This window comes from Streptomyces sp. NPDC030838 (genome assembly GCF_055572035.1).
The window spans coordinates 196,743-221,944 of the sequence record NZ_JBVIED010000011.1; the positions used below are offsets into that span (position 1 = coordinate 196,743).

Sequence of the window (25,202 nt, forward strand, 5' to 3'; positions counted from 1 at the left end):
AGCATGTCCCGTGATCACGTGCAGTCCGCTCCGGAGGCGCCGGGCGCCGGTGTCGAGATGCCGGGCGCCGGTGCCGAGATGCCGGGCGCCGGTGTCGAGGCGCCGTTCCTGGAGCTGCTGGCGCGCGGCGCCTCCGCCGACGCCTACGAACAGCCGGTGCTGCTCGCCCGCGCCGAGGGCAGGCCGGGCGAGCGGATCGCCGCGCTGGAGCGCGCCAAGCTGCTCGCGCTGCGGGTGCGCGCGGAGCTGGAGGGGCGGCGCCGCCGCGAGGCCGAGCTGTCGGCGCTGTTCGAGACCGCTCACGACCTCGCCGGACTGCGCGACCTGGACGCCGTCCTCCAGGCGATCGTGCAGCGAGCCCGCTCCCTGCTCGGCACCGACGTCGCCTATCTCAGCCTCAACGACCCGGCCCGCGGCGACACCTACATGCGGGTCACCGAGGGCTCGGTCGCGGCCCGCTTCCAGCAGCTGCGGCTCGGCATGGGGGAGGGGCTGGGCGGCCTCGTCGCCCAGACGGCCCGGCCGTACGTCACCGACGACTACTTCCAGGACGACCGCTTCCAGCACACCACCACCATCGACGCGGGCGTGCGCGACGAGGGACTGGTGGCCATCCTCGGCGTCCCGCTGATGCTGGGCCACCATGTCATCGGAGTGCTCTTCGCCGCCGACCGCCGCGCCCGGGTCTTCGAACGCGAGCAGATAGCGCTGCTCGGCTCCTTCGCCGCGCTGGCCGCGGCCGCCATCGACACCGCCAACCTGCTGACCGAGACCCGCTCGGCCCTCGCGGGACTGGAACGCGCCAACGAGATCATCCAGGACCGCAGCGCCGTCATCGAACGCGCCTCCGAGGTGCACGACCGCCTCGCCGAACTCGTGCTGCGCGGCGGCGGGGTGCACGACGTGGCCGCCGCGGTCTCCGAAGTCCTCGACGGCACGGTCGAGTTCACCGAGGCCGCGAACGCCCCGGCTCGCGCTCTGGACGAGTCCCGCGCCGAAGGACACGCGGTGCGGCACGAGGACGACTGGATCGCGGCCGTCGCCGCCGGCGGCGAACTCCTCGGCGCGCTGGTGCTGCGCGGCCATCCCGGCCTCGACCCGGTCGACCAGCGCACTCTGGAGCGCGCCGCGATGGTCACCTCCCTGCTGCTCCTCGCCCGCCGCTCCGCCGCCGAGGCCGAACAGCGGGTGCGGGGCGAACTCCTGGACGACCTGCTGGACGTCCGCGACCGCGACCCGCGGCTGCTGCGCGAGCGCGCCGCCCGGCTGCACGCCGACCTCGACGCCACCCACGTCCTGCTGGCCGCCCGGCTCGACGGCCCCGCCGCCGACGCCGACCAGGAGGCCGCCGCCCGGCGCCGCCTGTGGTCGGCCGCCTCCCACCTCGCCGCGACCCGGCAGGGACTGGCCGCCGCCCGCGACGGCGGCACCGTCCTGCTGCTGCCCCTCGCCCCCGGCGACAGCGCCACCGAGCTGGCCCGGCGCACCGCCCGCCACCTCGGCACGGCCGTCCACGAGGCGGTCACCGTCGGCGCCTCCCCGCCGGTGCGGGACCTCGCCGCCCACCCGGACGGCGTGGCCGGGGCGTACGCGGAGGCCCGCCGCTGCCTCGACGCCCTGCGCCTGCTCGGCCGCAGCGGAGACGGCGCGGCCGCCGACGACTTCGGCTTCCTCGGCCTGCTGCTGGCCGGCGACCGGGACGTGACCGGCTTCGTCGACCGCACCATCGGCCAGGTGGTCGCGTACGACGAGAGACGCGGCACCGAACTGCTGCGCACCCTCGACGCCTACTTCGCCTGCGGCATGAGCCCCGCCCGGACCAAGGACGAGCTGCACGTGCACGTCAACACCGTCGCCCAGCGCCTGGAACGCGTCGGCCGCCTGCTGGGCGACGACTGGCAGACGCCATCGCGCGCGCTGGAAATCCAGCTCGCCCTGCGCCTGCACCGGCTGTCGGCACCGGAACGCCACTGACCGCGGCCCCCGTGCGTACGAGGCGTACGCGTACGAGGACCGCGGTCGGTCGGCGCTGCTCAGACGGTGTGCGCGTCCTGGGCCCGCGCCTTCTCGGACGGGGCACCCGCGGTGGGCTCGATGTCGGCCAGGTCGCGGTGGCGGGTCTCCTTGGCCACCCCCACGGCGACGATCGTGAGGAGCGCGGCGGCGATCACGTACAGGGCGATCCACGTGGAGCTGCCGGTCTCGTTCAGCAGGGCGGTGGCGATCAGCGGAGCGGGCGCCCCGGCCGCGACCGAGGAGAACTGGGCGCCGATGGAGGCACCCGAGTAGCGCATCCGGGTCGCGAACATCTCGGAGAAGAAGGCGGCCTGAGGGGCGTACATCGCGCCGTGCAGCACCAGCCCCACGGTCACCGCGAGGAGCAGGCTGCCGAAGTCGCCGGTGTCCACGAGCGCGAAGAACGGGAACATCCACAGCCCGACCCCGGCCGCGCCCACCAGATAGACGGGACGTCGCCCGACCCGGTCCGAGAGCGCGCCCCAGAGCGGAATGACCGCGAAGTGCACGGCGGAGGCGATCAGCACCGCGTTGAGCGCGGTCTGCTTGGAGACGTCGGCCGCGGTGGTGGCGTAGACGAGGATGAAGGCGGTGATGACGTAGTAGCTGATGTTCTCCGCCATGCGCGCGCCCATCGCGACGAGCACGTCCCGCCAGTGGTGCCGCAGCACGGACACCAGCGGCAGCTTCTCGGCGTCCGTCGCCCGCTCCGCCTTGCGCGCCTCGGCCTGCGCCAGCGCCTGCCGGAACACGGGCGACTCGTCGACGGACAGCCGGATCCACAGCCCGACGATCACCAGCACACCGGAGAGCAGGAACGGGATCCGCCAGCCCCACGTGGTGAACGCGCTGTCCGACAGCAGGGCCGTCAGCAGCGACAGCACACCGGTGGCGAGCAACTGCCCGGCCGGCGCGCCCGTCTGCGGCCACGAGGCCCAGAACCCGCGCCGCCGCGCGTCCCCGTGCTCCGACACCAGCAGCACGGCCCCGCCCCACTCACCGCCGAGCGCGAACCCCTGCACCAGCCGGAGCACGGTCAGCAGCACCGGCGCGGCGGTCCCGATCGTCGCGTGCGTCGGCAGCAGTCCGATCGCGAAGGTCGCCCCGCCCATCATCAGCAGACTCAGCACCAGCAGCTTCTTGCGCCCGAGCCGGTCGCCGTAATGCCCGAACACCAGCGCACCCAGCGGGCGCGCCGCGAATCCCACCGCGTACGTCAGGAACGACAGCAGCGTGCCGACCAGCGGGTCGGACTCCGGGAAGAACAACTGGTTGAAGACGAGCGCGGCCGCGGAGCCGTACAGGAAGAAGTCGTACCACTCGATGGTGGTGCCGATGAGGCTGGCGGCGACGATGCGCTTGAGGTTGGACGGGGCTGGGGGAGCGGTCGCGGGCGACGACATCGGCACCACTTCCTGACGTTCGACGGGGACGTTTTGCGTGTCGCCACACCGTAGGAACCGGCAGGTCAGAGGCGTATGTGGTGGGACACCATAGTTCGGAGGCGAGCTATGCGCGCGGTCCCCATGCTGGCTCGTCGAAGGGCGCTTCGGCGACTCGGAAGGGGTCGGGATGAGGGGTGTCCGTCATGCGCAATTCAGCATGATTTGACGGCGGAGTGCTGAGCCCCGTGCTGGTTCGGTGCTGACTGAAAGCCCACGTCATCACCCGTCTTCACCTGTCCCGTGCTGACTTGGTGCTGACTGGGCTGCGTTGAATTGGGGGTGCAGGCGCTTGGCCGTATGACCTGTTCTTTGGTTCCGGCGAAGGCTGATGCGCGTGGCCCTCGTCGCTCCTGGTCTGACGCGGGGTCGCGGTCCATCCCTCCGGGCCCACTGTTCAGGCGACGGCGCACGATCGCGGAGGACCTGCACGGTCGGTACGGGTCGTCAACACCGGTATGTGCAGACCGAGCCTCCGTCGGAGCTTGGTGCGGCCTCGGTCTTGACAGGAGGCCGCTGCGGGGCTTCCCTGTTCATGTTGCGTATCACGCTACTGTTGTGTGATGCGCAACCATGGCCATGGTATGGCTCTGCCGTCCCTACACCGCGGAGTAGCGCTACAGATGACTCGCAAGCCACCTGCTGAGGACCCCGGCGACGCCCGTCTGCGGATCGGCCCTCCCAAGGAGTACGCCGCCGGCATCCCCGCGGTCACCTCCTCGCTGCGGCACGCCGGCGAACAGATGGGGGCCCGCCGCAGCCTGCTCACCCTGCTGCGGGTCAATCAGAAGGAGGGCTTCGACTGTCCCGGCTGCGCCTGGCCCGAACCGGAACACCGGCACAAGGCGGAGTTCTGCGAGAACGGGGCCAAGGCCGTGGCCGAGGAGGCCACCGTACGCCGGGTCACCCCGGGCTTCTTCGCCGAGCACACCCTGGAGGATCTGCTCCCGCGCAGCGACTACTGGCTCGGGCAGCAAGGACGCCTCACCCACCCGATGTACCGCCCGGCCGGTGCCGACCGCTACCGGCCGATCTCCTGGGACGACGCGTTCGCCGTGATCGCCCGCGAACTCGGCGCGCTCGACCATCCCGACGAGGCCGCCTTCTACACCTCCGGACGGGCGAGCAACGAGGCCGCGTTCCTCTATCAGCTGTTCGTGCGGGGCTTCGGCACCAACAATCTGCCGGACTGCTCCAATATGTGCCACGAGTCCAGCGGTTCGGCGCTGACGGAGACCATCGGCATCGGCAAGGGGAGCGTCAGCCTGGAGGACCTGTACGAGGCCGATCTCATCCTCGTGGTCGGCCAGAACCCCGGCACCAACCACCCCCGGATGCTCTCCGCGCTGGAGGAGGCCAAGCGGCGGGGTGCTCGCGTGATCGCGGTCAACCCCCTGCCCGAGGCCGGGCTGCTCCGGTTCAAGAACCCTCAGAAGCCCTCCGGTGTCATCGGCGGCGGTACGAAGCTGGCGGACCGGTTCCTGCAGATCAGGCTGGGCGGAGACCAGGCGCTCTTCCAGGCCTTCAACCGCATGCTGCTGGAGGCGGAGGACGAGGCGCCCGGCAGCTGCCTGGACAGGTCCTTCATCGAGCGGTACACGCATGGCTTCGAGGAGTTCGCCGAGCACGCCCGCAAGGTGTCGTGGGACGAGATCCTTCAGGCCACCGGGCTGCCCGAGGAGGAGATCCGGGCCGCGTTCCGGCAGGTGCTGGCCGCCGAGAAGATCGTCGTCTGCTGGGCGATGGGGCTCACCCAGCACCAGCACTCCGTGCCCACCATCCGGGACGTCGTCAACTTCCTTCTGCTGCGCGGCAACATCGGCCGCCCCGGCGCCGGTCTGTGCCCGGTGCGCGGCCACTCCAACGTGCAGGGCGACCGCACGATGGGCATCTACGAGAAGCCGGACGGCGCCTTCCTGGACCGGCTCGGCGCGGAGTTCGCCTTCACGCCCCCGCGGCACCACGGTCACGACGCGGTCGACAGCATCCGCGCCATGCGCGACGGGGACGTAAAAGTCTTCGTCGCGTTGGGCGGCAACTTCGTCGCCGCGGCCCCCGACACCGACTTGACCGAGCGGGCGTTGCGCAACTGCCGCCTCACGGTCCAGATCTCGACGAAGCTCAACCGCTCCCATGTCATCACCGGGGAGCAGGCCCTCATCCTGCCGTGCCTCGGCCGCACCGAAGCGGACCTGCGGCCGAGCGGGCCCCAGCTGGTCACGGTGGAGGACTCCATGGGCATGGTGCACCTCTCGCGGGGGCGGCTCGCGCCCGCGTCCGAGCACCTGCTGAGCGAGGTCGCGATCATCTGCCGGATGGCGAGGGCCGCCCTCGGGGACGCAGGCCCGCAGGTGCCGTGGGAGGACTTCGAGGCGGACTACGACCGAATCCGTGACCGCATCGAGCGCGTGATCCCCGGCTTCGAGGACTTCAACACGCGGGTGCGGCGGCCGGGCGGCTTCGCGCTGCCCCACCCGCCCCGCGACGAACGCCGGTTCACGACCGCGACGGGCCTGGCCAATTTCACCGTCAATCCGCTGGAGAGCCCGAAGGTCCCGCCGGGCCGGCTGCTGCTGCAGACGCTGCGCTCCCACGACCAGTACAACACGACCATCTACGGCTTGGACGACCGCTACCGCGGCATCCACCAGGGCCGACGGGTCCTGTTTGTGCACCCCGACGACCTCACCGAGCGAGGTCTGGCCGACGGGGACCTCGTCGACCTTGTCAGCGAGTACGGGGACGGCGTGGAGCGCCGGGCGCATGCCTTCCGAGTGGTGCCGTACCCGACCCCCCGGGGCTGCTGCGCCGCCTATTTCCCGGAGACCAACGTCCTCGTACCCCTGGACTCCACGGCGGCCATCAGCAACACACCCACGTCGAAGTCCATCGTCGTCCGGTTGGAACCCGTGTCCGCCGACGCGTAGCCCAGTGGCCGACCGGTGGGTGGGAACCGCCGCGCCGTTCGTCCATTCCCGTCCGGAGAGGTGGTGACCGATGAGTGGAAGCCCGTACGACCTCGCCCCGCTGGCCCGCTTCGGTGGACTCCTCGCCACCGACCTCCGGGACGTGACCAGCGATCCCGCGGCCCTGGACTCCACCGGGTTCTGGGCCGTGGTCGCCGATTTCGAGGGGCGCCTGGTCTGCGCGCGCTTCGGTGACGTGCGCCGGGCGCCCGTGCCCGCCGTCGAGCCCGGCGCGTGGCGCGGGCCGGACCGGGACGCCTGGACGTCCTCCCTCGACCGGGCCGCCTTCACCGCCGGGGTCCGGCGCATCCGCGAGCACATCGCGGCCGGCGAGGTGTACCAGGCCAACCTGTGCCGTGTCCTGTCCGCGCCGCTGCCCGACCCGGAGCGCGCCGACGTCGACGCCCTCACCGCCTTGCTGGCGCGCGGCAACCCCGCGCCGTATGCCGGCACCGTGCGCCTCCCCGCACACGGTGTGGAGATCGCCACGGCCTCGCCCGAGCTCTACCTCCGCCGGGACAGCCGTACGGTCGAGTCCGGCCCCATCAAGGGCACCGGGCGCACCGCCGAGGACCTCCTCGACAAGGACCACGCCGAGAACGTCATGATCGTGGACCTGGTCCGCAACGACCTGGGACGGGTCTGCGCCATCGGCTCCGTGACCGTCCCCGACCTGTGTGCCGTCGAGGCACACCCCGGCCTGGTGCACCTGGTGTCCACCGTGCGGGGCGAGCTCGCCGAACACGCCGGATGGCCGGAGCTGCTCGTCGGCACCTTCCCACCCGGGTCCGTCACGGGAGCCCCCAAAGCCAGCGCGCTGCGCATCATCGCGGCGCTGGAGACGGCGCCCCGCGGCCCGTACTGCGGCGGCGTGGGCTGGGTCGACGCCGACCGCGGCACGGGTCAACTCGCCGTGGGCATCCGCACGTTCTGGATCGACCGCACCGCTCCTGGCGGTCCGTTACTGCGCTTCGGTACCGGGGCCGGGATCACCTGGGACTCCGATCCCGAGCGTGAGTGGGCCGAGACCCGGCTGAAAGCGCGGCGGCTGCTCACGGTGGCGTCGGGTGCGTACCGGCGCGGTGTGCGCAGGCCCTTCCGCGCGGGCATCTGACGGTTCGGCCGGTCGGCGTCGCCGCGCGCGGCCATCCGCGTGACGGGTCGGTTGCGGTCGGACAACTCAGCACGTCCGACCCCTTGACAGCCCTCCCCGAGGCCCAGAGGGTTGTTGCCCATAGTGAAGGCCGATGCATTATTCGCAACGACGCGCCATGGCGGCCGCTCCGCCTCCCCATCTCTCGTCGTTCTCCCATCCGCTCCGGCATGCCGGGTCAGGCGGAATCACCGACGAGTTCCCCCGTCGTCGTCCGCGACAAAGACTCCACTGCCGTCTGTGGAAAGGACGAGCTGATGAACAAAACCCGCGAGAGGGATGGTAGCCGCAGCCATCCCGTCGAAGCGGATCTGCCAGGGAGCCCGGCGACATCCGCCGGCCCTCGGACCGACCTGATCGTCTTCGGAGTCGCCGCGGCCCTCACCCTCGCCTTCGTCGTATGGGGAGCCACCGCGACCGACACGCTGGAGAGCGTGTCGGGGAAGCTGCTGGACGGGACCATCAGAAACGGCGGCTGGGCCTTCGTCCTCGCCGCCTCCGGCTTCGTCGTCTTCGCCCTCTGGCTGGCGATGAGCAAGTACGGGCGGATCACGCTGGGCAAGGAGGGTGAGCAGCCCGAGTTCCGCACGGTCTCGTGGATCGCGATGATGTTCAGTGCGGGCATGGGTATCGGTCTGATGTTCTACGGCGTGAGCGAACCGCTGTCCCACTTCGTCACGCCACCGCCGGGCACCGACCCGGCCGACGCCAACGAGGCCATGGAGACCGCCATGGCCACCACGCTCTTCCACTGGACGCTCCACCCGTGGGCGATGTACGCGGTCGTGGGCCTGGCCATCGCCTACAGCACCTTCCGGCGTGGACGCCGACAGCTGATCAGTGCCGTGTTCACCCCGCTGATCGGTGAGAAGCGGGCGAACGGCTGGGGCGGCCGGGTCATCGACATCCTCGCCATCTTCGCCACCCTGTTCGGCTCCGCGGCCTCCCTGGGGCTGGGCGCCCTGCAGATCGGCAGCGGACTCACCGGACTGGGTTGGCTGGGATCCGCCGGCACCGGCCTGCTGGTCGCCGTGATCGCGGTGCTGACCGTGGCGTTCGTCGCCTCGGCGGTGTCCGGGATCGCCAAGGGCATCCAGTGGCTGTCCAACATCAACATGGTGCTGGCGGTGACCCTGGCGGTCTTCGTGTTCCTCGTCGGGCCGACCATCTTCATCCTCGACCTGCTGCCCACCTCCATCGGCGCCTACCTCGGCGACCTGACCCAGATGGCGGGGCGTACCGAGGCGTCGAGCGGTGAGGGAGTCGCCGACTGGCTGGCCGGCTGGACGGTCTTCTACTGGGCCTGGTGGATCTCCTGGACGCCCTTCGTCGGCATGTTCATCGCGCGCATCAGCCGCGGCCGGACCATCCGGCAGTTCGTGGGCGGAGTCATCCTCGTGCCCAGCACCGTCAGCCTGCTGTGGTTCGCGATCTTCGGAGGCTCGGCGATGCACCTGCAGGACGAGAAGCGCCTCAGCGACGCCTCGACCGCCCAGGGGCAGCTCTTCGACGTGCTCCAGCAGTACCCGATCGCCACGGTGACCAGCGTGGTCGTGATGATCCTCGTCGGGATCTTCTTCGTCTCCGGCGCGGACGCCGCCTCGATCGTGATGGGGACGCTCTCGCAGCGCGGATCCCTGGAACCGACCCGGGGCATCGTCGTCTTCTGGGGCGTGCTGACCGGAGCGGTCGCCGCGATCATGCTGCTCATCGGCGGCGGCAAGGGTGACGCGCTCACCGGGCTGCAGAACCTCACCATTCTCGCCGCGGCACCCTTCACCCTGGTGATGATCGGTCTGTGTATCGCGCTCACCCGCGATCTGCGCCAGGACCCGCTCATCATCCGCAGGAGCAAGGGCAAGGAAGCCATCGAGACGGCCGTCATCGCCGGCCACGAGAAGTACGACGGCGACTTCGAACTCCGCATCGGTCCCTGCACGTCCACCGGCGGCACGGAATCCGCGCAGTCCCAGCCGTCCGAGCAGTCCACGCAAGCCACGCAGTCCACCTCCGCCTCCGCTCTCTGAGAGCGGCGGCACCCGCGCCCGGCGGGATCGTGGAACCGCCCTGTGCGGTCACGACCCCGCCGGGCGTTCGCGCTGCCGTGCGGGGATCCCGGCCAGCCGGGAGAACCCTCGTCGCGCTCCTTGACCCCGGGTCGGCGCTCAACGATGCTGTGTTGCGACACGTGAGATGTGTGCCGTAATGAGCAACATCTGATTCAAGTCTCGACCAGTCGAGGAGTGGCCATGACGCACCAGGTCCGTGCTGTCGTCGCGCGGGGCAAGGGCGCCCCCGTCAGCCTGGAGACGATCATCGTGCCCGACCCGGGTCCGGGTGAGGCGCTGGTGAAGATCGAGGCCTGCGGGGTCTGCCACACCGATCTGCACTATCGTGAGGGCGGCATCAACGACGACTTCCCGTTCCTGCTGGGCCACGAGGCCGCGGGTGTCGTGGAGTCGGTGGGGGAGGGCGTCACCGATGTCGCGCCCGGAGATTTCGTCATCCTCAACTGGCGTGCGGTGTGCGGTCAGTGCCGGGCCTGTCTGCGCGGACGGCCGTGGTACTGCTTCAACACGCACAACGCCAAGCAGAAGATGACCCTGCTGGACGGCACCGAGCTCTCGCCGGCGCTGGGTATCGGCGCCTTTGCGGAGAAGACGCTGGTCGCGGCCGGGCAGTGCACCAAGGTCGACGCCACCGCGTCGGCGGCCGCCGCCGGTCTGCTGGGGTGTGGCGTGATGGCGGGCATCGGCGCGGCCATCAACACCGGGAGTGTCGGCCGGGGTGACTCGGTCGCCGTCATCGGCTGCGGCGGTGTCGGGGCCGCGGCGATCGCCGGGGCGAACCTGGCGGGCGCGGCCAAGGTCATCGCGGTGGACATCGACGACCGCAAGCTGGAGACGGCCGAGAAGCTCGGCGCGACCCACACCGTCAACTCCAGGAACGCCGACGCCGTCGAGGCGATCCGCGCGCTGACCGGCGGTTTCGGTGCCGACGTGGTGATCGAGGCGGTGGGCCGCCCGGAGACGTACAAGCAGGCCTTCTATGCCCGCGACCTCGCCGGCACGGTCGTCCTGGTCGGCGTACCGACCCCGGAGATGAAGCTGGAACTGCCGCTGCTGGACGTCTTCGGCCGTGGTGGGTCCCTGAAGTCTTCCTGGTACGGCGACTGCCTGCCGAGCCGCGACTTCCCGATGCTCATCGACCTCTATCTTCAGGGCCGGCTGGACCTGGACGCCTTCGTCACGGAGACCATCACGCTGGACGAGGTCGAGAAGGCCTTCGAGCGGATGCACCACGGCGACGTGCTGCGCTCGGTGGTGGTCCTCTGATGGCCGCCCGCATCGAACACCTCGTCACCTCGGGCACGTTCTCGCTGGACGGCGGCACCTGGGACGTCGACAACAACGTGTGGATCGTCGGCGACGACCACGAGGCGATCGTCATCGACGCCGCCCATGACGCCGAGGCCATCGCCCGGGCCGTCGGCGACCGGCGCCTCACTGCGATCGTGTGCACCCACGCGCACAACGACCACATCGACGCCGCGCCCGAACTCGCGGCGCGCACGGGTGCCCCCGTCCTCCTCCACCCGGACGACCTGCCGCTGTGGAAGCAGACCCACCCCGACCGGGTGCCGGACGCCGAACTGACCGACGGCCAGGGCCTCACGGTGGCCGGTGTCGAGCTGACCGTGCTGCACACCCCCGGGCACGCCCCGGGTGCGGTCTGCCTGCACGCGCCGGCCCTGACGGCGCTCTTCAGCGGCGACACGCTCTTCGCGGGCGGGCCGGGGGCGACGGGGCGGTCGTACAGCCACTTCCCGACCATCGTCGAGTCGATCCGGGACCGGCTGCTGACGCTGCCGGGAGAGACCGTCGTGCACACTGGGCACGGGGAGACGACCACCGTCGCCGCCGAGGCCCCGCACCTCCAGGAGTGGATCGACCGCGGCTTCTGACGCCCACCGGCGACCCTCGACACGCCCGCCCTCGGCTCGCGGCCATTCGCGAGCCGATGTGGCGGGCTGTTGTTGTTCTATGTGAGTTGAGTTCTATATGGCGCAACCAAAGCCCAAGGCTCAGAGCGGCTCTGAATGCCTTGACAGGGGTTCAGGACGACCTCAGACTGATGTTGCGCTTACCGCAATCCGTTTCGTTATACGCACCGAGGTGTCATGATGATTCCCGCGTGCCGTCTCGAGGATCTACCCCGAGGCGAGGCCCACCGGCTCGACATCGATCCGCCGGTCTCGGTGTTCCACACCGACGACGGCGAGCTCTTCGCCATCGACGACACGTGCACCCACCAGGACGCGTCGCTCGCCGACGGCTGGCTGGAGGGCTGCGAGGTGGAATGCCCGCTGCATGCTTCGAAGTTCGACCTGAGGACCGGTGCGGTGGACGCCCCGCCGGCCAAGCTCCCGGTGCGGACGCACGAGGTCGTCGTCGAGGACGGCATGATCTACGTCCGGCTGTCCACCGACGCGCCCAACCTGCCGCCCTGCATCTCGGCCCGGCTCGCCGGGGGTCCCGCGTGAGGACCGTCGCCGTGGTCGGCGCCTCACTGGCGGGCCTGTCGGCGGCGCGCTCGCTGCGGAAGCAGGGCTACGACGGGCGGCTCGTCCTCATCGGAGACGAGCTCCACCGCCCGTACGACAGGCCCCCGCTGTCCAAGGAGTTCCTGTCCGGCACTCTCGGTGAGGCCGAACTCGCCCTGGAGACGGACGACGAGGACCTCGGGGCGGAGTGGCTGCTCGGCGTCCGCGCCGCCGGACTCGACCACGCGCGGCGTGCCGTCCGGCTCGGCGACGGACGGGAGGTGCCGGCCGACGGGGTCGTCATCGCGACCGGCGCCGCGGCGCGCACCCTCCCAGGGGCCGAGGGCCTGGCCGGAGTGCACACGCTGCGCACTCTGGACGACGCCCGCGCTCTGCGGGACGAACTGGCCCGCGGCGGACGCCTGGTGGTGATCGGCGGAGGCTTCATCGGAGCCGAGGTCGCCTCCACCGCATACGCCCTCGGACTCGACGTGACCGTCGTGGAGACGGCCCCGACACCGCTCGCCGGACCGCTCGGCGAGACCATGGGCGCCGTCGTCTCCGCCCTCCACGCCGACCACGGCGTACGGCTGGAGTGCGGCGTGGGCGTCAAGGGGCTGAGCGGGGAGACCCGCGTCGACGCCGTCCTGCTGGAGGACGGCCGCAGCATCCCCGCCGACATCGTCGTCGTCGGCGTGGGCGCCCGCCCGAACGTCGAGTGGCTGGAAGGCTCCGGCATCGCCCTCGACAACGGCGTCAAGTGCGGCGCGGACGGCCGGACCAGCCTGGCCGGCGTGGTCGCGGTCGGCGACTGCGCCAACTGGTACGACCCGCGCGCGGGCCACCATCGCCGCGTCGAGCACTGGACCGGTGCGCGCGAGCGCCCCGACGCCGCGATCGCCACGCTGCTGGCGGGCGGTGCGGTCGAACCGGGTGTGCCCCGGCCGCCGTACTTCTGGTCCGACCAGTACGGCGTGAAGATCCAGTTCGCCGGTCACGCGGCCGGCGCGGACAGCGTCACCATCGAGGCCGGCGCCGCGGACGACCGCGACGTCCTGGCCGTCTACCGGCGGGCCGGGGACCCGGTCGCGGTACTCGGGATGAACCAGCCGCGGCTGTTCACGCGCTGGCGCAAGCAACTCGCCGCCACCGCATCCTGACGCCGCCCCGCATCTTGACACCGCCCCAGCGGCATCCCATGCTGCGGTTGCGTATAGCACGCAGCGTTGCCCCATGCACAACGCCGTCCGGAGTCGCTCTTCCCGGCGCGTGAATGACCCCTCCACGACGTTCTCCCGAGGAGTACACCGTGACCTCGACCAGCCTGCCGGACAGCCTGATCGCCACTCTTCCCGGCTCCTCCTACACGGATCCGGGGATCTTCGCCCAGGAGCAGGAGCGCATATTCGAGACCATGTGGTTCTGCGTGGCGCGCGCCTCCGAGCTGGCGAAGCCCGGTGCCTTCCGCACCGTCGACGTGGGCCGCGAGAGCATCCTCGTGACCCGGGCGCGGGACAACAGCATCCGCGCGTACTTCAATGTGTGCCGGCACCGGGGCGCCAAGCTCTGCACCGAGGAGACCGGCGAGGTCAAGCGGGCCTTCCAGTGCCCGTACCACGCCTGGACGTACGACCTGAACGGCAAGCTCGTCGCGGCGCCCAACCTCACCAAGATGCCCGACGTGGGCCGTACCGAGTACGGCCTGGTGAGCGTGGCCGTGCGCGAGTGGCTCGGCTATGTCTGGGTGTGCCTCGCGGAGAACCCGCCCTCCTTCGAGGAGGACGTCATCGGTGAGGTCGTCGCCCGCCTCGGCGACGTCGAGTCGATCGAACGCTACGACATCGAGAACCTCTCCGTCGGCCGGCGGATCGTCTACGACGTAAAGGCGAACTGGAAGCTCATCATCGAGAACTTCATGGAGTGCTACCACTGCGCCACGATCCACCCCGAACTCACCGAGGTGCTTCCTGAGTTCGCGGACGGTTACGCCGCCCAGTACTACGTCGGCCACGGTGCCGAGTTCGGCGAGGACGTCCAGGGCTTCACCGTCGACGGCTCCGAGGGCCTGGACCGCATCCCGGGCGTCGCCGAGGACCAGGACCGCCGCTACTACGCGATCACCGTCAAGCCCCAGGTGTTCATCAATCTCGTGCCCGACCACGTGATCTTCCACCGGATGTACCCGGTGTCCGTGGACCGCACGATCGTCGAGTGCGACTGGCTCTACCTCCCGCACGTCGTCGAGAGCGGCAAGGACGTCAGCCGTTCCGTGGAACTCTTCCACCGGGTCAATCAGCAGGATTTCGACGCCTGCGAGCGCACGCAGCCCGGAATGAGCTCCCGCATGTACGCCAAGGGTGGCGTGCTGGTGCCCAGCGAGCACCACATCGGCGCATTCCACGACTGGGTGAACGAGCGCCTGGGCACCCCTCAGGGGTGATCCGGCGGTGACTCAGCCCAGGTAGCCCATCCGGTGGCTGATCTCCTCGGCGCCCTTGAGCAGCACCGGGGCGAGCTCGTGCAGGCGCTCCTCGGTGAACCGGTAGGAGGGCCCGGACGCGCTCAGCGCCGCGATGACCTCGCCGTCCCGGTTGCGGACCGGCGCGGCCATGGCGTGCAGACCGATCTCCAGCTCCTCCAGGGTGAAGGCGTACCCCCGCTCCCGCGCCTCGGCGAGGTTCTTCTCCAGCTTCGTCTTCGCGGTGATGGTGTGCGGGGTGACCTTCTTCATGCCGGCGGCCGACAGCAGCGCGGCGCGCTCCTTCGCGGGCATGTGGGCCAGCAGGATCTTGCCGCTCGACGTGGCGTGGAGCGGGGTGAGCTGGCCGACCCAGTTGTGCGCGGTGACCGCGCCCGGGCCGCGCACCTGGTACAGGTTGATCGCGTAGTGCTCCTGCATGACGGCGATGTTCACCGTTTCGCCGATCTCCTCGGCGAGGCGTTCGCAGACCGGGCGGCCCTGCTGGGTGATGTCGATACGGCCGGTGACCGCGCCTGCCAGACGGACGATGCCGAAGCCGAGCCGGTACTTGCCGCGCTCGCCGGCCTGCTCCACCAGACCGCGCGCCTCCAGGGCGCCGAGCAGGCGGAAGGCGGTGGACTTGTGCACATCGATCTCACCAGCCACCTCGCTGACGCCCGCCTCGCCACGCTGGGCGAGGATCTCCAGGACGCTGATGGCGCGGTCGACCGACTGCACGCCGCCTGCCTGCGAATTCGACGTTTCTGTATCAGGGCTGTAGTTGCTCACAGTAAAACTATACGCGTAGTAAACAACGCCCCTGCAAGTAACAGGACTGAAACCAAGATGTTGGAAGTTGCGCGTTCCGCAACCTGGTGCGCATGACGCGACCGGGTTTAGCATGCCTCGCATATCTACGGCGCGAGCGAGACGAGGCACCATGGCTCCTGTGCAGTACGACTTCGTCATCGTCGGAGGCGGTTCGGCCGGCAGTGCGCTGGCGAACAGACTCTCCGCCGACCCGGCCAACCGGGTGCTGGTCCTGGAGGCGGGCCGGTCGGACTACCCGTGGGATGTGTTCATCCACATGCCCGCGGCGCTGACCTACCCGATCGGCAGCCGGTTCTACGACTGGAAGTACGAGTCCGAGCCCGAGCCCCACATGGGCGGCCGGCGCATCTACCACGCGCGCGGCAAGGTGCTGGGCGGCTCCAGCAGCATCAACGGCATGATCTTCCAGCGCGGCAACCCCATGGACTACGAGCGCTGGGCGGCAGACCCGGGTATGGAGACCTGGGACTACGCCCACTGTCTGCCGTACTTCCGGCGGATGGAGAACTGTCTGGCGGCCGACCCGGACGACGAGTTCCGCGGCCACGACGGCCCCCTCGTCCTGGAGCGCGGCCCGGCGACCAACCCCCTCTTCGGTGCCTTCCTCAAAGCGACACAGGAGGCGGGCTATGCGCCGACTGAGGACGTCAACGGCTATCGACAAGAGGGTTTCGCCAAGTTCGACCGAAATGTCCATCGCGGACGTCGCCTGTCGGCCTCGAAGGCGTACCTCAAGCCCGCAATGAAGCGGCCGAACCTCACCGTCAAGACCCGCGCCCTCGTCACCCGCGTCCTCTTCGAGGGCAAGCGCGCCGTCGGCGTCGAGTTCCAGCGCGGCCGGGGAGCGCGCCAGCAGGTCCGCGCCAGGGAAGTCATCCTCTGCGGCGGCGCCATCAACTCCCCGCAGCTGCTCCAGCTCTCCGGCGTCGGCAACGCCGAGGAACTGCGCGCCCTCGGCATCGACGTCGTCCACGACCTCCCGGGCGTCGGCGAGAACATGCAGGACCACCTGGAGGTCTACGTCCAGTACGCCTGCAAGCAGCCCGTCTCCATGCAGCCGTACATGGCGAAGTGGCGCGCCCCCTTCATCGGCCTGCAGTGGCTGTTCAGGAAGGGCCCGGCGGCCACCAACCACTTCGAGGCAGGCGGCTTCGCCCGCAGCAACGAGGACGTCGACTACCCCAACCTGATGTTCCACTTCCTGCCGGTCGCGGTCCGCTACGACGGCTCGTCACCCGCCGGCGACCACGGCTACCAGGTGCACGTCGGACCCATGTACTCCGACGCCATCGGCTCGGTGAAGATCAAGAGCAAGGACCCGCGCGAGCACCCGGCCCTGCGCTTCAACTACCTCTCCACCGAGCAGGACCGCCGCGAGTGGGTCGAGGCGATCCGCGTCGCCCGCAAGCTCCTCAACCAGCCCGCACTCGCCCCGTACAACGGCGGAGAGGTCTCACCGGGACCGTCGGTGGAGACGGACGAGGAGATCCTCGCCTGGGTGGCGAAGGAGGGCGAGACCGCCCTGCACCCGTCCTGCACCTGCAAGATGGGCACAGACGAGATGTCCGTCGTCGACCCGACGAGCATGCGGGTGCACGGCGTGGAGGGCCTGCGGGTGGTGGACGCGTCGGTGATGCCCTACGTCACCAACGGCAACATCTACGCCCCGGTGATGATGATCGCCGAGAAGGCCGCCGACCTGATCCTCGGCAAGCAGCCGCTGGAGCCGTCGAAGGCTGCGTACTACCGCCACCGCGACGCCCAGAAGCAGACGGGGTAGACGTTGGGCACCGCAGGGCTCCGGGCGCTGCTGCACAGCGTCCGCTATGAGGTACTGCCCGCGAAGGCGACCGAGGACAAGGTCCTCTCCCATGTCCCGCGCGACGTCGTCGTCACCGTGACCGCGTCGCCGGTCAAGGGCCTGGAACCGACCCTCGACCTCGCCGCTCGGCTTGCCGCGCACGGCTACCGGGTCGTCCCGCACGTGCCGGCACGGCTGCTGCGGGACGACGGGCATGTGAAGGAGGTCGTCGACCGTCTCCGCGAGGTCGGCGTGGACGACGTCTTCGTGCCGGCGGGCGACGCGGACCCGCCGGCCGGCACCTACGACGGAGCACTGCCGGTGCTACGCCGGCTGAGCGAGCTGGGCAGGCCCTTCGCTCACGTCGGCGTCACCGGCTACCCCGAGAGCCATCCCCTCATCCACGACGACGTCACCATCCAGGCGATGTGGGACAAGCGCGAGCACGCTACGTACCTCGTGAGCAACCTCTGCTTCGACCCACGGGTGCTGAGGGAATGGATCGTGCGTGTACGGCGCCGGGACGTCACCCTGCCTCTGTACGTCGGTGTCGCCGGGCCCGTGCAGCGGGCGAAGCTGCTGGCGATGGCCACGAAGATCGGGGTGGGGGAGTCGACGCGCTTCCTGACGAAGCACGCTTCGTGGTTCGTGCGTTTCGCGGCCCCCGGGGGGTATGCCCCCGAGCGGCTGCTGTCCCGCACGGAGGAGGCCCTCACCGCACCCTCGGCGGGGGTGGCCGGTCTGCATCTGTTCACGTTCAACCAGATCGCCGAAACGGAGCGGTGGCGCCGCGCGCTGCTGGACCGGCTGGGCGGCTGAACCGGGAGAAGGATGGCAGCGGACACCGACTGGCGGCCTGCCGCCGGTCGTCCTGCTGCACGGCACGCCCTTCTCGTCGTACGTCTGGCGTGCCGTCGCCCGCTCGCTCACCCGCCACCATCGGTGTTCGTCTGGGACATGCCGGGCTACGGAACCTCCGGGAAGGCCGCGGGACAGGATGTGTCCCTGGCCGCCCAGGGCCGCGTCTTCACCGAGCTTCCAAGTCACTGGGGACTGGAGGAACCGCTCGTGGTCGCCCACGACTGCGGCGCCTTCGTGGCTGATGGACGGACCCGGCCAGGTGGCCTTCCACCGGCAGATCGCCCAGGCCGACCAGCGCCATACCGACGAGATCCGGGGCCGATACGGCGACATCGGCATTCCCGCGCTTGCCTGCTGGGGCGAGGACGACATCTGGATCCCGGTGGCGAAGGGACGCGAGCTCGCCGCTCTCGTCCCCGGCGCCTGGTTCGAACCGATCCCCGGCGCGGGCCACCGCGTCCAGGAGGACGCTCCTGCGGAGTTCACGGCCGCGCTCATCGCCTTCCTCCGGCAGGAGTCGTGACCGGGGCACAGCGCGCCCGTAGCCGTATACGACAAGGGCGGGACCGGAACCTGGTCCCGTCCCTGGTGCGTGCTGCTCAGCGGAAGACCACCGTGCGGTTGCCGTCCACCATCACGCGGCTCTCGCTGTGCCACTTCGCCGCGTGCGCGAGCACCTGTGCCTCCACGTCCCGCCCGACCGTGACCAGGTCGCCGGGGTGGTCGAGGGAGTGGTCCACCCTGACCACGTCCTGCTCGATGATCTGGCCCTCGTCCAGGTCCGGCGTCACATAGTGCGCCGTCGCGCCGACGAGCTTCACTCCGCGCCGACGGGCCTGCTCGTAGGGGCGCGCGCCCTTGCAACTCGGGAGGAAGAGTGGTGGATGTTGATGGTGGTGTCCCTGGTCACCGGGACGTGGTGGAAGGGGATGCCGTACGTCTCCGCGAGCCCTTCGAAGTCCCGGTGGTTGGAGACGATCGCGGGGATCTCGATGTTGAGGGCGCCGGTGCGCCGGCGGAAGAGCAGGTCGTTCAGGCAGTGGCCGAACTTGGACACCATGATCAGCGTCCGGGTCGGCGTGGCGGCGTCGCGCAGGCTCCAGGAGATGCCGTAGGCCTGGGCCACCGGACCGAACCGGTAACGCAGTTGTTCCAGACCGGCGTTCGGATCGGAAACGTCGAAATGGACCCTCATGAAGAAGCGGCCCTGGAGTCGGTCGTCGAACTGCTGGCTTTCCAGGGAGGACGTACTCACGGCCAGGTTGCGGTCGGGGGCATATGCGGCCTCCGTCGGTGCGTAATACACAACATGGTGGGCAATGCGCAACAAGGTCGGCGCGGTGTCGCTTGCGGTCAAGGGCGGCCGGGTAAGTGATCGCATGGTCAAATCGTCATCGGCCAACCTCTTGACGTCTGTCTGGACATTCGCCAGGGTGTTCCACCACAAGCAATCGGGTGCACGATGCGCAACGAATTTCGGTTGAAAGGCTCGGCGCGTGGCAGACCTGTACGTGGATGGCGAATGGCGGGACCCGGTGGCCGGTGGACACCGGGAGATCCGATGTCCCGCAGACGGCACGCTCGCGGCGACCGTCTCGGAGGCGACACGCCCCGACACCGAGGCGGCGATCGCCGCGGCCCGCCGCGCCTTCGACGAGGGGCCCTGGCCGAGCACCTCCGAGCGGGAGCGCGGCGCGCTGCTGCTGCGCGCGGCCGACCTCATCGAGCGCGACGCCAAGGAGTTCGCCCGCGCCGAGTCCCTGGACACCGGCAAGCGGCTGGTGGAGAGCGAGTACGACATCGCCGATGCCGTCTCCTGCTTCCGCTACTACGGCGGCCTCGCGGCCACCGACGCCGGCCGAGTGATCGACACCGGCCGCGATGACGCCGTCAGCCGCGTCGGGTACGAGCCGGTCGGCGTGTGCGGGCTCATCACCCCCTGGAACTACCCGCTGTTGCAGGCCAGTTGGAAGGTAGCCCCGGCGCTCCTCGCCGGAAACACGATCGTCCTCAAGCCCAGCGAACTCACCCCCTCCACCTCGATCCTGCTGATGAAGGCACTGGAGGAGGCAGGGCTCCCGGCCGGCGCCGCCAATCTCGTCCTGGGCACGGGACCCGAGGTGGGCGCACCGCTCTCCGAGGACCCGGCCGTCGACATGGTCTCCTTCACCGGCGGCCTGGAGACAGGCAAGCGCATCATGGCCACCGCCGCCGCGACCGTGAAGAAGGTCGCGCTGGAGCTCGGCGGCAAGAACCCCAACGTCGTCTTCGCCGACGCCGATTTCGAGACGGCCGTGGACTTCGCCCTCACGGCCGTCTTCCTGCACTCGGGGCAGGTCTGCTCGGCCGGAGCCCGGCTGATCGTCGAGGACTCCCTGCACGACCGCTTCGTCGACGAGGTCGTCCGCCGGGCCCGGCGGATCCGCCTCGGCGGCCCCTTCGACCCCGAGGCCGAGACCGGAGCGCTGATCTCCGCACAGCACTTGGAGAAGGTCGAGGCGTACGTCGCGGCCGGCCTCGCCGAAGGCGCCGTACTGCGCTGCGGCGGCGCACGGCCCGACGACCCCGCGCTGGCGAACGGCCACTACTACCCGCCGACCGTGCTCGACGAGTGCCGGCAGGACATGCGCGTCGTGCACGAGGAGTCCTTCGGGCCCGTCCTCACGGTCGAGCGCTTCACCGACGAGGACGACGCCGTACGCATCGCCAACGACACCGCGTACGGACTCGCCGGAGCCGTGTGGACGCAGGACGCCGGCAAGGCCCAGCGGGTCGCCCGGCGGTTGCGCCACGGCACGGTGTGGATCAACGACTACCACCCCTATGTGCCGCAAGCGGAATGGGGTGGCTTCGGACACTCGGGCGTGGGCCGGGAGCTGGGACCGACCGGCCTGAACGAGTACCGCGAGCCCAAACACATCTGGCAGAACATCCAACCCCGGCCGCAGCACTGGTTCCGCGGCTGAACGCCGAAAGAAGGTCGAACGTGACCACACAGACCGAGGTGCCGCAGCGGCGCGGCACGCCCCAGGACTCGGGCTCCACCCCGGTCATCTCCGTGCGCCGGCTGTGGAAGGTGTTCGGGCCGAAGGCCGACCAGGTGCCGGACTCCGAGGAGCTGTGCGGGCTCACCCGACGCGAACTCATGGATCGCACCGGATGCACCGCGGCCGTACGCGACGTCCACTTCGACGTCTCGCCCGGCGAGGTCTTCGTCGTGATGGGCCTGTCCGGTTCGGGCAAGTCCACGCTGGTGCGATGTCTGACCCGGCTGATCGAACCCACCGCCGGTGAGGTCGTCTTCGAGGGCGAGGACATCCGTCAGGCGGACGACAAGCGCCTGCGCGATCTGCGGCGCCGCAAGTTCTCCATGGTCTTCCAGCACTTCGGTCTGCTGCCCCACCGCCGCGTCGTGGACAACGTGGCGTTCGGTCTGGAGATCCGGGGCATGGGCAGGGCCGAGCGCACCAGGCGGGCCCAGGAGGTCGTCGAGCTGGTCGGCCTCGCGGGCTACGAGAACTCCTACCCCGACCAGCTGTCCGGCGGTATGCAGCAGCGTGTGGGCCTGGCCCGTGCGCTGGCCGGTGATCCCGACGTGCTCTTCTTCGACGAGCCGTTCTCGGCGCTCGACCCGCTGATCCGCCGTGACATGCAGAACGAGGTCATCCGTCTGCACCACGAGGTCGGCAAGACGATGGTGTTCATCACCCACGACCTCTCCGAGGCCCTGAAGCTGGGCGACCGCATCCTCATCATGCGCGACGGCAAGATGGTCCAGTGCGGCACCGGCGATGAGCTGGTGGGCGCCCCGGCGGACGACTACGTACGCGAGTTCGTCAAGGACGTGCCGCGCGGCGACGTACTGACGCTGCGGTGGATCATGCGCCCGCCGGCGGACGGCGACGCTCTGGACGGTCCCGAGCTGGGCCCGGACGTCGTGGTGAAGGAGGCCACCCGGGCGGTGCTCGCGGCCGACAGGCCGGTCAAGGTCGTCGAGGACGGCAAGCTCCTCGGCATCGTCGGCGACGAGGAGATCCTCGCGGTGGTCGCCGGGCAGGAAGGCGGCGCGTGATGACCGTCGCCATCGAGAAACCCGAGAAGACGCGGACAGTCGAGCCGGCCGCTCCTGTCAAAGAGAGGCGCAAGGTCAGCCGGTCCATGGTGGTCGGCGCCATCCTGGTCGTCTGGCTGGTGCTGTTCGCCGTACTGCGCGGCAAGCAGACCCTCGCCCTGGCAGCGGCCGATCTCACCGATCTGCACCGGTGGTTCAACGACGTCAACGACTCGATCGGCGCGAACCGCAACTCCAACCCCCTCTTCCTGTACTTCTTCAACGAGATCCGCCTGGTCATCGACACCCTGGTGACCTTCGTACAGGAGCTGATCTCACAGCCGTCCGCCGACCGCCCCGTCCCGCAGATCGGCTGGCTCGGTGTCGTCGGCATCGCCGGCTATGTCTCCTGGGCCGTGGGCAACTGGCGGGTCGCGCTGCTGGCGGTGGCCGGCTTCACCTTCCTGGGCCTGCAGGGCCTGTGGCAGGAGAGCATGGACACCCTGGCGCTCACCGTCTCCGCCGTCTTCGTGGCACTGCTGTTCGCGATCCCGCTGGGCGTGTGGGCGGGGCTGTCCGACCGGTTCAACCGGATCGTCACGCCCTTCCTGGACTTCATGCAGACGATGCCGACCTTCGTCTATCTGGCCCCGCTGACCCTGTTCTTCCTCATCGGCCCGGCCTCCGCCACCATCGCCACGCTGATCTACGCGGCACCGCCCGCGATCCGCATCACCGCGCACGCCATCCGCTCCGTACCGAAGACCACGGTCGAGGCGGCCGACTCCCTGGGCGCCACCCGACGGCAGACCCTGACGAAGGTGCTGCTGCCGATGTCCAAGCGGACCGTGGTGATGGGCGTGAACCAGACCATCATGGCCGCCCTCGCCATGGTGACCATCGCCGCCCTCATCGACGCGCCCGGCCTCGGCAAGACGGTCGTCCAGGCGCTGCAGTCCCTCGATGTCGGCACCGCCTTCAACGCGGGTCTGGCCATCGTCGTCATGGCCATCGTGCTGGACCGCGTCACCACCGCGGCGAGCGGACGCGAGGAGGCGGCCCGGCGTTCGAAGAACCGTTTCCAGGCATGGCGGCGTCCGCTGCTGGGCGCAGGTGCGGCCGTCACGGCGGTCCTGATCTACCTGTCCCACACCTATGTATGGGCGGCGGAGTTCCCCGGCGAGGGCGGCACCGGCAGTGCCATCTCGCGCAGCGCCGACACCGTGACCACCTGGGCGCAGGACAACCTGTCGGGCATCACCAACGCCTTCCGCGACGCCCTCACCAACGGTCTGCTCAACCCGTTCCAGACCCTGCTCACCGACTCCCCGTGGTGGCTCGTCGGCGCCGCCCTGATCGCGCTGGGCGTCGTCCTCGGCGGCCGGCGCGCCGGTCTCACCACGGCCGTGTGCGTGGGCCTGCTGGTCGGCACCGGGGTGTGGTCGGACAGCATGACGACGCTGGCGTCGACCGTCGTCGCCACGGTGCTGGTGATGCTGCTCGGCATCGTCTTCGGGGTGTGGATGGGACGCAGCGCGCTCGTGGACCGGGTCCTGCGCCCTTCCCTGGACGCGGCCCAGGTCATGCCGCCGTTCGTCTACCTCGTACCGTTCCTCGCGTTGTTCGGGGCGACCCGCTTCACGGCGATCGTCGCCGCCGTCGTCTACGCGGCCCCCGTTGCCATGAAGATCATCGCGGACGGCGTACGGAACGTGCCCGCCACCACCGTGGAGGCGGCCACCTCCGCCGGGTGCAACACCTGGCAGATCATCACCAAGGTCCAACTGCCGATGGCACGCGGCGCCCTGACTCTCGCCACCAACCAGGGCCTGATCTATGTGCTGTCGATGGTTGTGGTGGGCGGCCTCGTAGGCGCGGGCGCCCTCGGCTACGACGTCGTGGCCGGTTTCTCGCAGGGACAGCTGTACGGGAAGGGGCTCGCCGCGGGGCTGGCCATCGTCCTTCTCGGAGTCATGTTCGACCGGATCACTCAGGCAGCGGCGCGCCGTACCAGCGCGTAAGGAGCACTGACCATGGCAAGGCAAGCAAGACAGTGGAGAGTCGGCGCGGTCGGCATAGCGGTCCTCGGCCTCACCCTCACCGCCTGCGGCGGTGCGAAGGTCGGTGACAGCTCCTCGGACGCCGGCGGCTCGGGCAGCTCCGGCACGTGCGGCACCTTCAACCTCGCGGTCAACCCGTGGGTGGGGTACGAGGCCAACGCGGCGGTCATCGCCTACGTCGCGGAGCACGACCTCGGCTGCAAGGTCACCAAGAAGGACCTCAAGGAAGAGATCGCCTGGCAGGGCTTCGGGACGGGCGAGGTCGACGCCGTCGTCGAGAACTGGGGCCACGACGACCTGAAGAAGAAGTACATCACCGACCAGAAGACCGCCGTCGACGCCGGCCCGACCGGCAACGAAGGCCTCATCGGCTGGTACGTGCCGCCGTGGCTGGCCAAGGAGCACCCGGACATCCTCGACTGGAACAACCTCAACAAGTACGCGGCCGAGTTCAAGACCTCCGAGTCCGGCGGCAAGGGCCAACTCCTCGACGGCGACCCGTCGTTCGTCACCAACGACGAGGCCTTGGTCAAGAACCTGAAGCTGAACTACAAGGTGGTGTACGCCGGCAGCGAGACCGCCCTCATCCAGGCCTTCCGCAAGGCGGAGAAGAACAAGGAATGGGTGATCGGCTACTTCTACGAGCCGCAGTGGTTCATATCCGAGGTGCCGCTGAAGAAGGTCAAGCTCCCCGAGTACAAGGCGGGCTGCGACGCCGACGCGGAGAAGGTCGACTGCGACTACCCCGTGTACAAGCTGGACAAGATCGTCAGCAAGAAGTTCGCCGAGTCGGGCAGCCCGGCCTATGACCTGGTGAAGAACTTCACCTGGACCAACGACGACCAGAACATCGTGGCCAAGTACATCGCGGTGGACAAGATGACCCCCGAGGCGGCGGCCGAGAAGTGGGTCGAGGCCAACCGCGACAAGGTGGAGGCCTGGATCAAGTAGGCCCTTCACGGATGCCCGGTGGGTGGTGCGTACGGACGCGCACCGCCCACCGGGCATTCCTGTTTT

Annotated in this window: 17 protein-coding genes and 2 pseudogenes; 16 read left to right on the forward strand and 3 right to left on the reverse strand. The window is 69.8% G+C overall.

Annotated features, from left to right (window positions below):
- The first annotated feature begins 3 nt into the window (after nucleotides 1–3).
- Entirely contained in the window at nucleotides 4–1,974 is a 1,971-nt protein-coding gene (locus tag ACZ42A_RS26650; protein WP_468529782.1) for a helix-turn-helix domain-containing protein, read from the forward strand.
- A gap of 59 nt (nucleotides 1,975–2,033) precedes the next feature.
- On the opposite strand, the gene ACZ42A_RS26655 is transcribed toward ACZ42A_RS26650, so the two are convergent.
- Nucleotides 2,034–3,419 carry an MFS transporter gene (locus ACZ42A_RS26655; protein WP_468529783.1) on the reverse strand — a complete coding sequence of 462 codons (1,386 nt, stop codon included), beginning with the start codon at nucleotides 3,417–3,419 and terminating at the stop codon, nucleotides 2,034–2,036.
- A gap of 662 nt (nucleotides 3,420–4,081) precedes the next feature.
- Here ACZ42A_RS26655 and ACZ42A_RS26660 point away from each other — a divergent pair.
- The 8 genes from ACZ42A_RS26660 to ACZ42A_RS26695 all read left to right on the forward strand — a co-directional run bounded on the left by ACZ42A_RS26660 (nucleotide 4,082) and on the right by ACZ42A_RS26695 (nucleotide 14,560).
- The gene (locus ACZ42A_RS26660) at nucleotides 4,082–6,385 is read left to right on the forward strand and encodes an FdhF/YdeP family oxidoreductase (protein ID WP_468529784.1); all 2,304 of its coding nucleotides are present in this window, start codon (nucleotides 4,082–4,084) and stop codon (nucleotides 6,383–6,385) included.
- Between the two features lie 70 nt (nucleotides 6,386–6,455).
- A complete protein-coding gene (locus tag ACZ42A_RS26665) occupies nucleotides 6,456–7,538 on the forward strand; it encodes a chorismate-binding protein (RefSeq protein WP_468529785.1) in 1,083 nt (360 codons plus the stop codon).
- 296 nt (nucleotides 7,539–7,834) lie between these two features.
- Nucleotides 7,835–9,604: a BCCT family transporter gene (locus ACZ42A_RS26670; RefSeq protein WP_468529786.1), complete on the forward strand. Its 1,770-nt coding sequence runs from the start codon at nucleotides 7,835–7,837 to the stop codon at nucleotides 9,602–9,604.
- A 222-nt stretch (nucleotides 9,605–9,826) separates the two neighbouring features.
- The gene (locus ACZ42A_RS26675) at nucleotides 9,827–10,912 is read left to right on the forward strand and encodes an S-(hydroxymethyl)mycothiol dehydrogenase (RefSeq protein WP_468529787.1); all 1,086 of its coding nucleotides are present in this window, start codon (nucleotides 9,827–9,829) and stop codon (nucleotides 10,910–10,912) included.
- Entirely contained in the window at nucleotides 10,912–11,541 is a 630-nt protein-coding gene (locus ACZ42A_RS26680; RefSeq protein WP_468529788.1) for an MBL fold metallo-hydrolase, read from the forward strand. The genes ACZ42A_RS26675 and ACZ42A_RS26680 overlap by 1 nt, the downstream gene beginning before the upstream one ends.
- Nucleotides 11,542–11,757: 216 nt before the next feature.
- Complete coding sequence (locus ACZ42A_RS26685; RefSeq protein WP_141315472.1) at nucleotides 11,758–12,120, forward strand: bifunctional 3-phenylpropionate/cinnamic acid dioxygenase ferredoxin subunit; 363 nt, start codon at nucleotides 11,758–11,760, stop codon at nucleotides 12,118–12,120.
- A complete protein-coding gene (locus ACZ42A_RS26690; RefSeq protein WP_468529789.1) occupies nucleotides 12,117–13,280 on the forward strand; it encodes an NAD(P)/FAD-dependent oxidoreductase in 1,164 nt (387 codons plus the stop codon). Before ACZ42A_RS26685 ends, ACZ42A_RS26690 begins: the two co-directional genes overlap by 4 nt.
- 149 nt (nucleotides 13,281–13,429) lie before the next feature.
- Nucleotides 13,430–14,560 carry an aromatic ring-hydroxylating oxygenase subunit alpha gene (locus ACZ42A_RS26695; RefSeq protein ID WP_468529790.1) on the forward strand — a complete coding sequence of 377 codons (1,131 nt, stop codon included), beginning with the start codon at nucleotides 13,430–13,432 and terminating at the stop codon, nucleotides 14,558–14,560.
- A 12-nt stretch (nucleotides 14,561–14,572) separates the two neighbouring features.
- Here ACZ42A_RS26695 and ACZ42A_RS26700 read toward each other — a convergent pair whose 3' ends face one another.
- Nucleotides 14,573–15,319 carry an IclR family transcriptional regulator gene (locus ACZ42A_RS26700; RefSeq protein WP_468529890.1) on the reverse strand — a complete coding sequence of 249 codons (747 nt, stop codon included), beginning with the start codon at nucleotides 15,317–15,319 and terminating at the stop codon, nucleotides 14,573–14,575.
- Nucleotides 15,320–15,521: 202 nt separating this feature from the next.
- Here ACZ42A_RS26700 and betA point away from each other — a divergent pair, with 202 nt between their 5' ends.
- The 3 genes and pseudogenes from betA to ACZ42A_RS26715 all read left to right on the forward strand — a co-directional run bounded on the left by betA (nucleotide 15,522) and on the right by ACZ42A_RS26715 (nucleotide 18,597).
- Nucleotides 15,522–17,192, forward strand: a complete 1,671-nt coding sequence (gene betA / locus ACZ42A_RS26705) for a choline dehydrogenase (protein WP_468529791.1) — start codon at nucleotides 15,522–15,524, stop codon at nucleotides 17,190–17,192.
- Between the two features lie 3 nt (nucleotides 17,193–17,195).
- The gene (locus tag ACZ42A_RS26710; RefSeq protein WP_468529792.1) at nucleotides 17,196–18,032 is read left to right on the forward strand and encodes a methylenetetrahydrofolate reductase; all 837 of its coding nucleotides are present in this window, start codon (nucleotides 17,196–17,198) and stop codon (nucleotides 18,030–18,032) included.
- Between the two features lie 55 nt (nucleotides 18,033–18,087).
- Nucleotides 18,088–18,597: pseudogene (locus tag ACZ42A_RS26715) on the forward strand (alpha/beta fold hydrolase).
- A 76-nt stretch (nucleotides 18,598–18,673) separates the two neighbouring features.
- On the opposite strand, the pseudogene ACZ42A_RS26720 reads toward ACZ42A_RS26715, so the two are convergent.
- Nucleotides 18,674–19,354 (reverse strand): annotated as a pseudogene (locus ACZ42A_RS26720) (formyltetrahydrofolate deformylase).
- Between the two features lie 216 nt (nucleotides 19,355–19,570).
- On the opposite strand from ACZ42A_RS26720, the gene ACZ42A_RS26725 reads away from it, so the two are divergent.
- The 4 genes from ACZ42A_RS26725 to ACZ42A_RS26740 are packed head-to-tail and all read left to right on the forward strand — an operon-like array spanning nucleotide 19,571 to nucleotide 25,136.
- On the forward strand, nucleotides 19,571–21,040 hold the full coding sequence (locus tag ACZ42A_RS26725; RefSeq protein WP_468529793.1) for an aldehyde dehydrogenase family protein: 1,470 nt from the start codon (nucleotides 19,571–19,573) through the stop codon (nucleotides 21,038–21,040).
- 20 nt (nucleotides 21,041–21,060) lie between these two features.
- Nucleotides 21,061–22,146, forward strand: a complete 1,086-nt coding sequence (locus tag ACZ42A_RS26730) for a quaternary amine ABC transporter ATP-binding protein (RefSeq protein WP_468529794.1) — start codon at nucleotides 21,061–21,063, stop codon at nucleotides 22,144–22,146.
- Nucleotides 22,146–24,146 carry an ABC transporter permease gene (locus tag ACZ42A_RS26735; protein ID WP_468529795.1) on the forward strand — a complete coding sequence of 667 codons (2,001 nt, stop codon included), beginning with the start codon at nucleotides 22,146–22,148 and terminating at the stop codon, nucleotides 24,144–24,146. The genes ACZ42A_RS26730 and ACZ42A_RS26735 overlap by 1 nt, the downstream gene beginning before the upstream one ends.
- Before the next feature lie 12 nt (nucleotides 24,147–24,158).
- The gene (locus ACZ42A_RS26740) at nucleotides 24,159–25,136 is read left to right on the forward strand and encodes an ABC transporter substrate-binding protein (protein WP_468529796.1); all 978 of its coding nucleotides are present in this window, start codon (nucleotides 24,159–24,161) and stop codon (nucleotides 25,134–25,136) included.
- The last annotated feature ends 66 nt before the right edge of the window (nucleotides 25,137–25,202 follow it).

Coding starts and splice junctions, on each gene's coding strand:
- ACZ42A_RS26650 (WP_468529782.1), top strand. CDS start 4: ATGTCCCGTGATCACGTGCAGTCCGCTCCGGAGGCGCCGGGCGCCGGT.
- ACZ42A_RS26655 (WP_468529783.1), bottom strand. CDS start 3,419: ATGTCGTCGCCCGCGACCGCTCCCCCAGCCCCGTCCAACCTCAAGCGC.
- ACZ42A_RS26660 (WP_468529784.1), top strand. CDS start 4,082: ATGACTCGCAAGCCACCTGCTGAGGACCCCGGCGACGCCCGTCTGCGG.
- ACZ42A_RS26665 (WP_468529785.1), top strand. CDS start 6,456: ATGAGTGGAAGCCCGTACGACCTCGCCCCGCTGGCCCGCTTCGGTGGA.
- ACZ42A_RS26670 (WP_468529786.1), top strand. CDS start 7,835: ATGAACAAAACCCGCGAGAGGGATGGTAGCCGCAGCCATCCCGTCGAA.
- ACZ42A_RS26675 (WP_468529787.1), top strand. CDS start 9,827: ATGACGCACCAGGTCCGTGCTGTCGTCGCGCGGGGCAAGGGCGCCCCC.
- ACZ42A_RS26680 (WP_468529788.1), top strand. CDS start 10,912: ATGGCCGCCCGCATCGAACACCTCGTCACCTCGGGCACGTTCTCGCTG.
- ACZ42A_RS26685 (WP_141315472.1), top strand. CDS start 11,758: ATGATGATTCCCGCGTGCCGTCTCGAGGATCTACCCCGAGGCGAGGCC.
- betA (WP_468529791.1), top strand. CDS start 15,522: ATGGCTCCTGTGCAGTACGACTTCGTCATCGTCGGAGGCGGTTCGGCC.
- ACZ42A_RS26735 (WP_468529795.1), top strand. CDS start 22,146: ATGACCGTCGCCATCGAGAAACCCGAGAAGACGCGGACAGTCGAGCCG.
- ACZ42A_RS26740 (WP_468529796.1), top strand. CDS start 24,159: ATGGCAAGGCAAGCAAGACAGTGGAGAGTCGGCGCGGTCGGCATAGCG.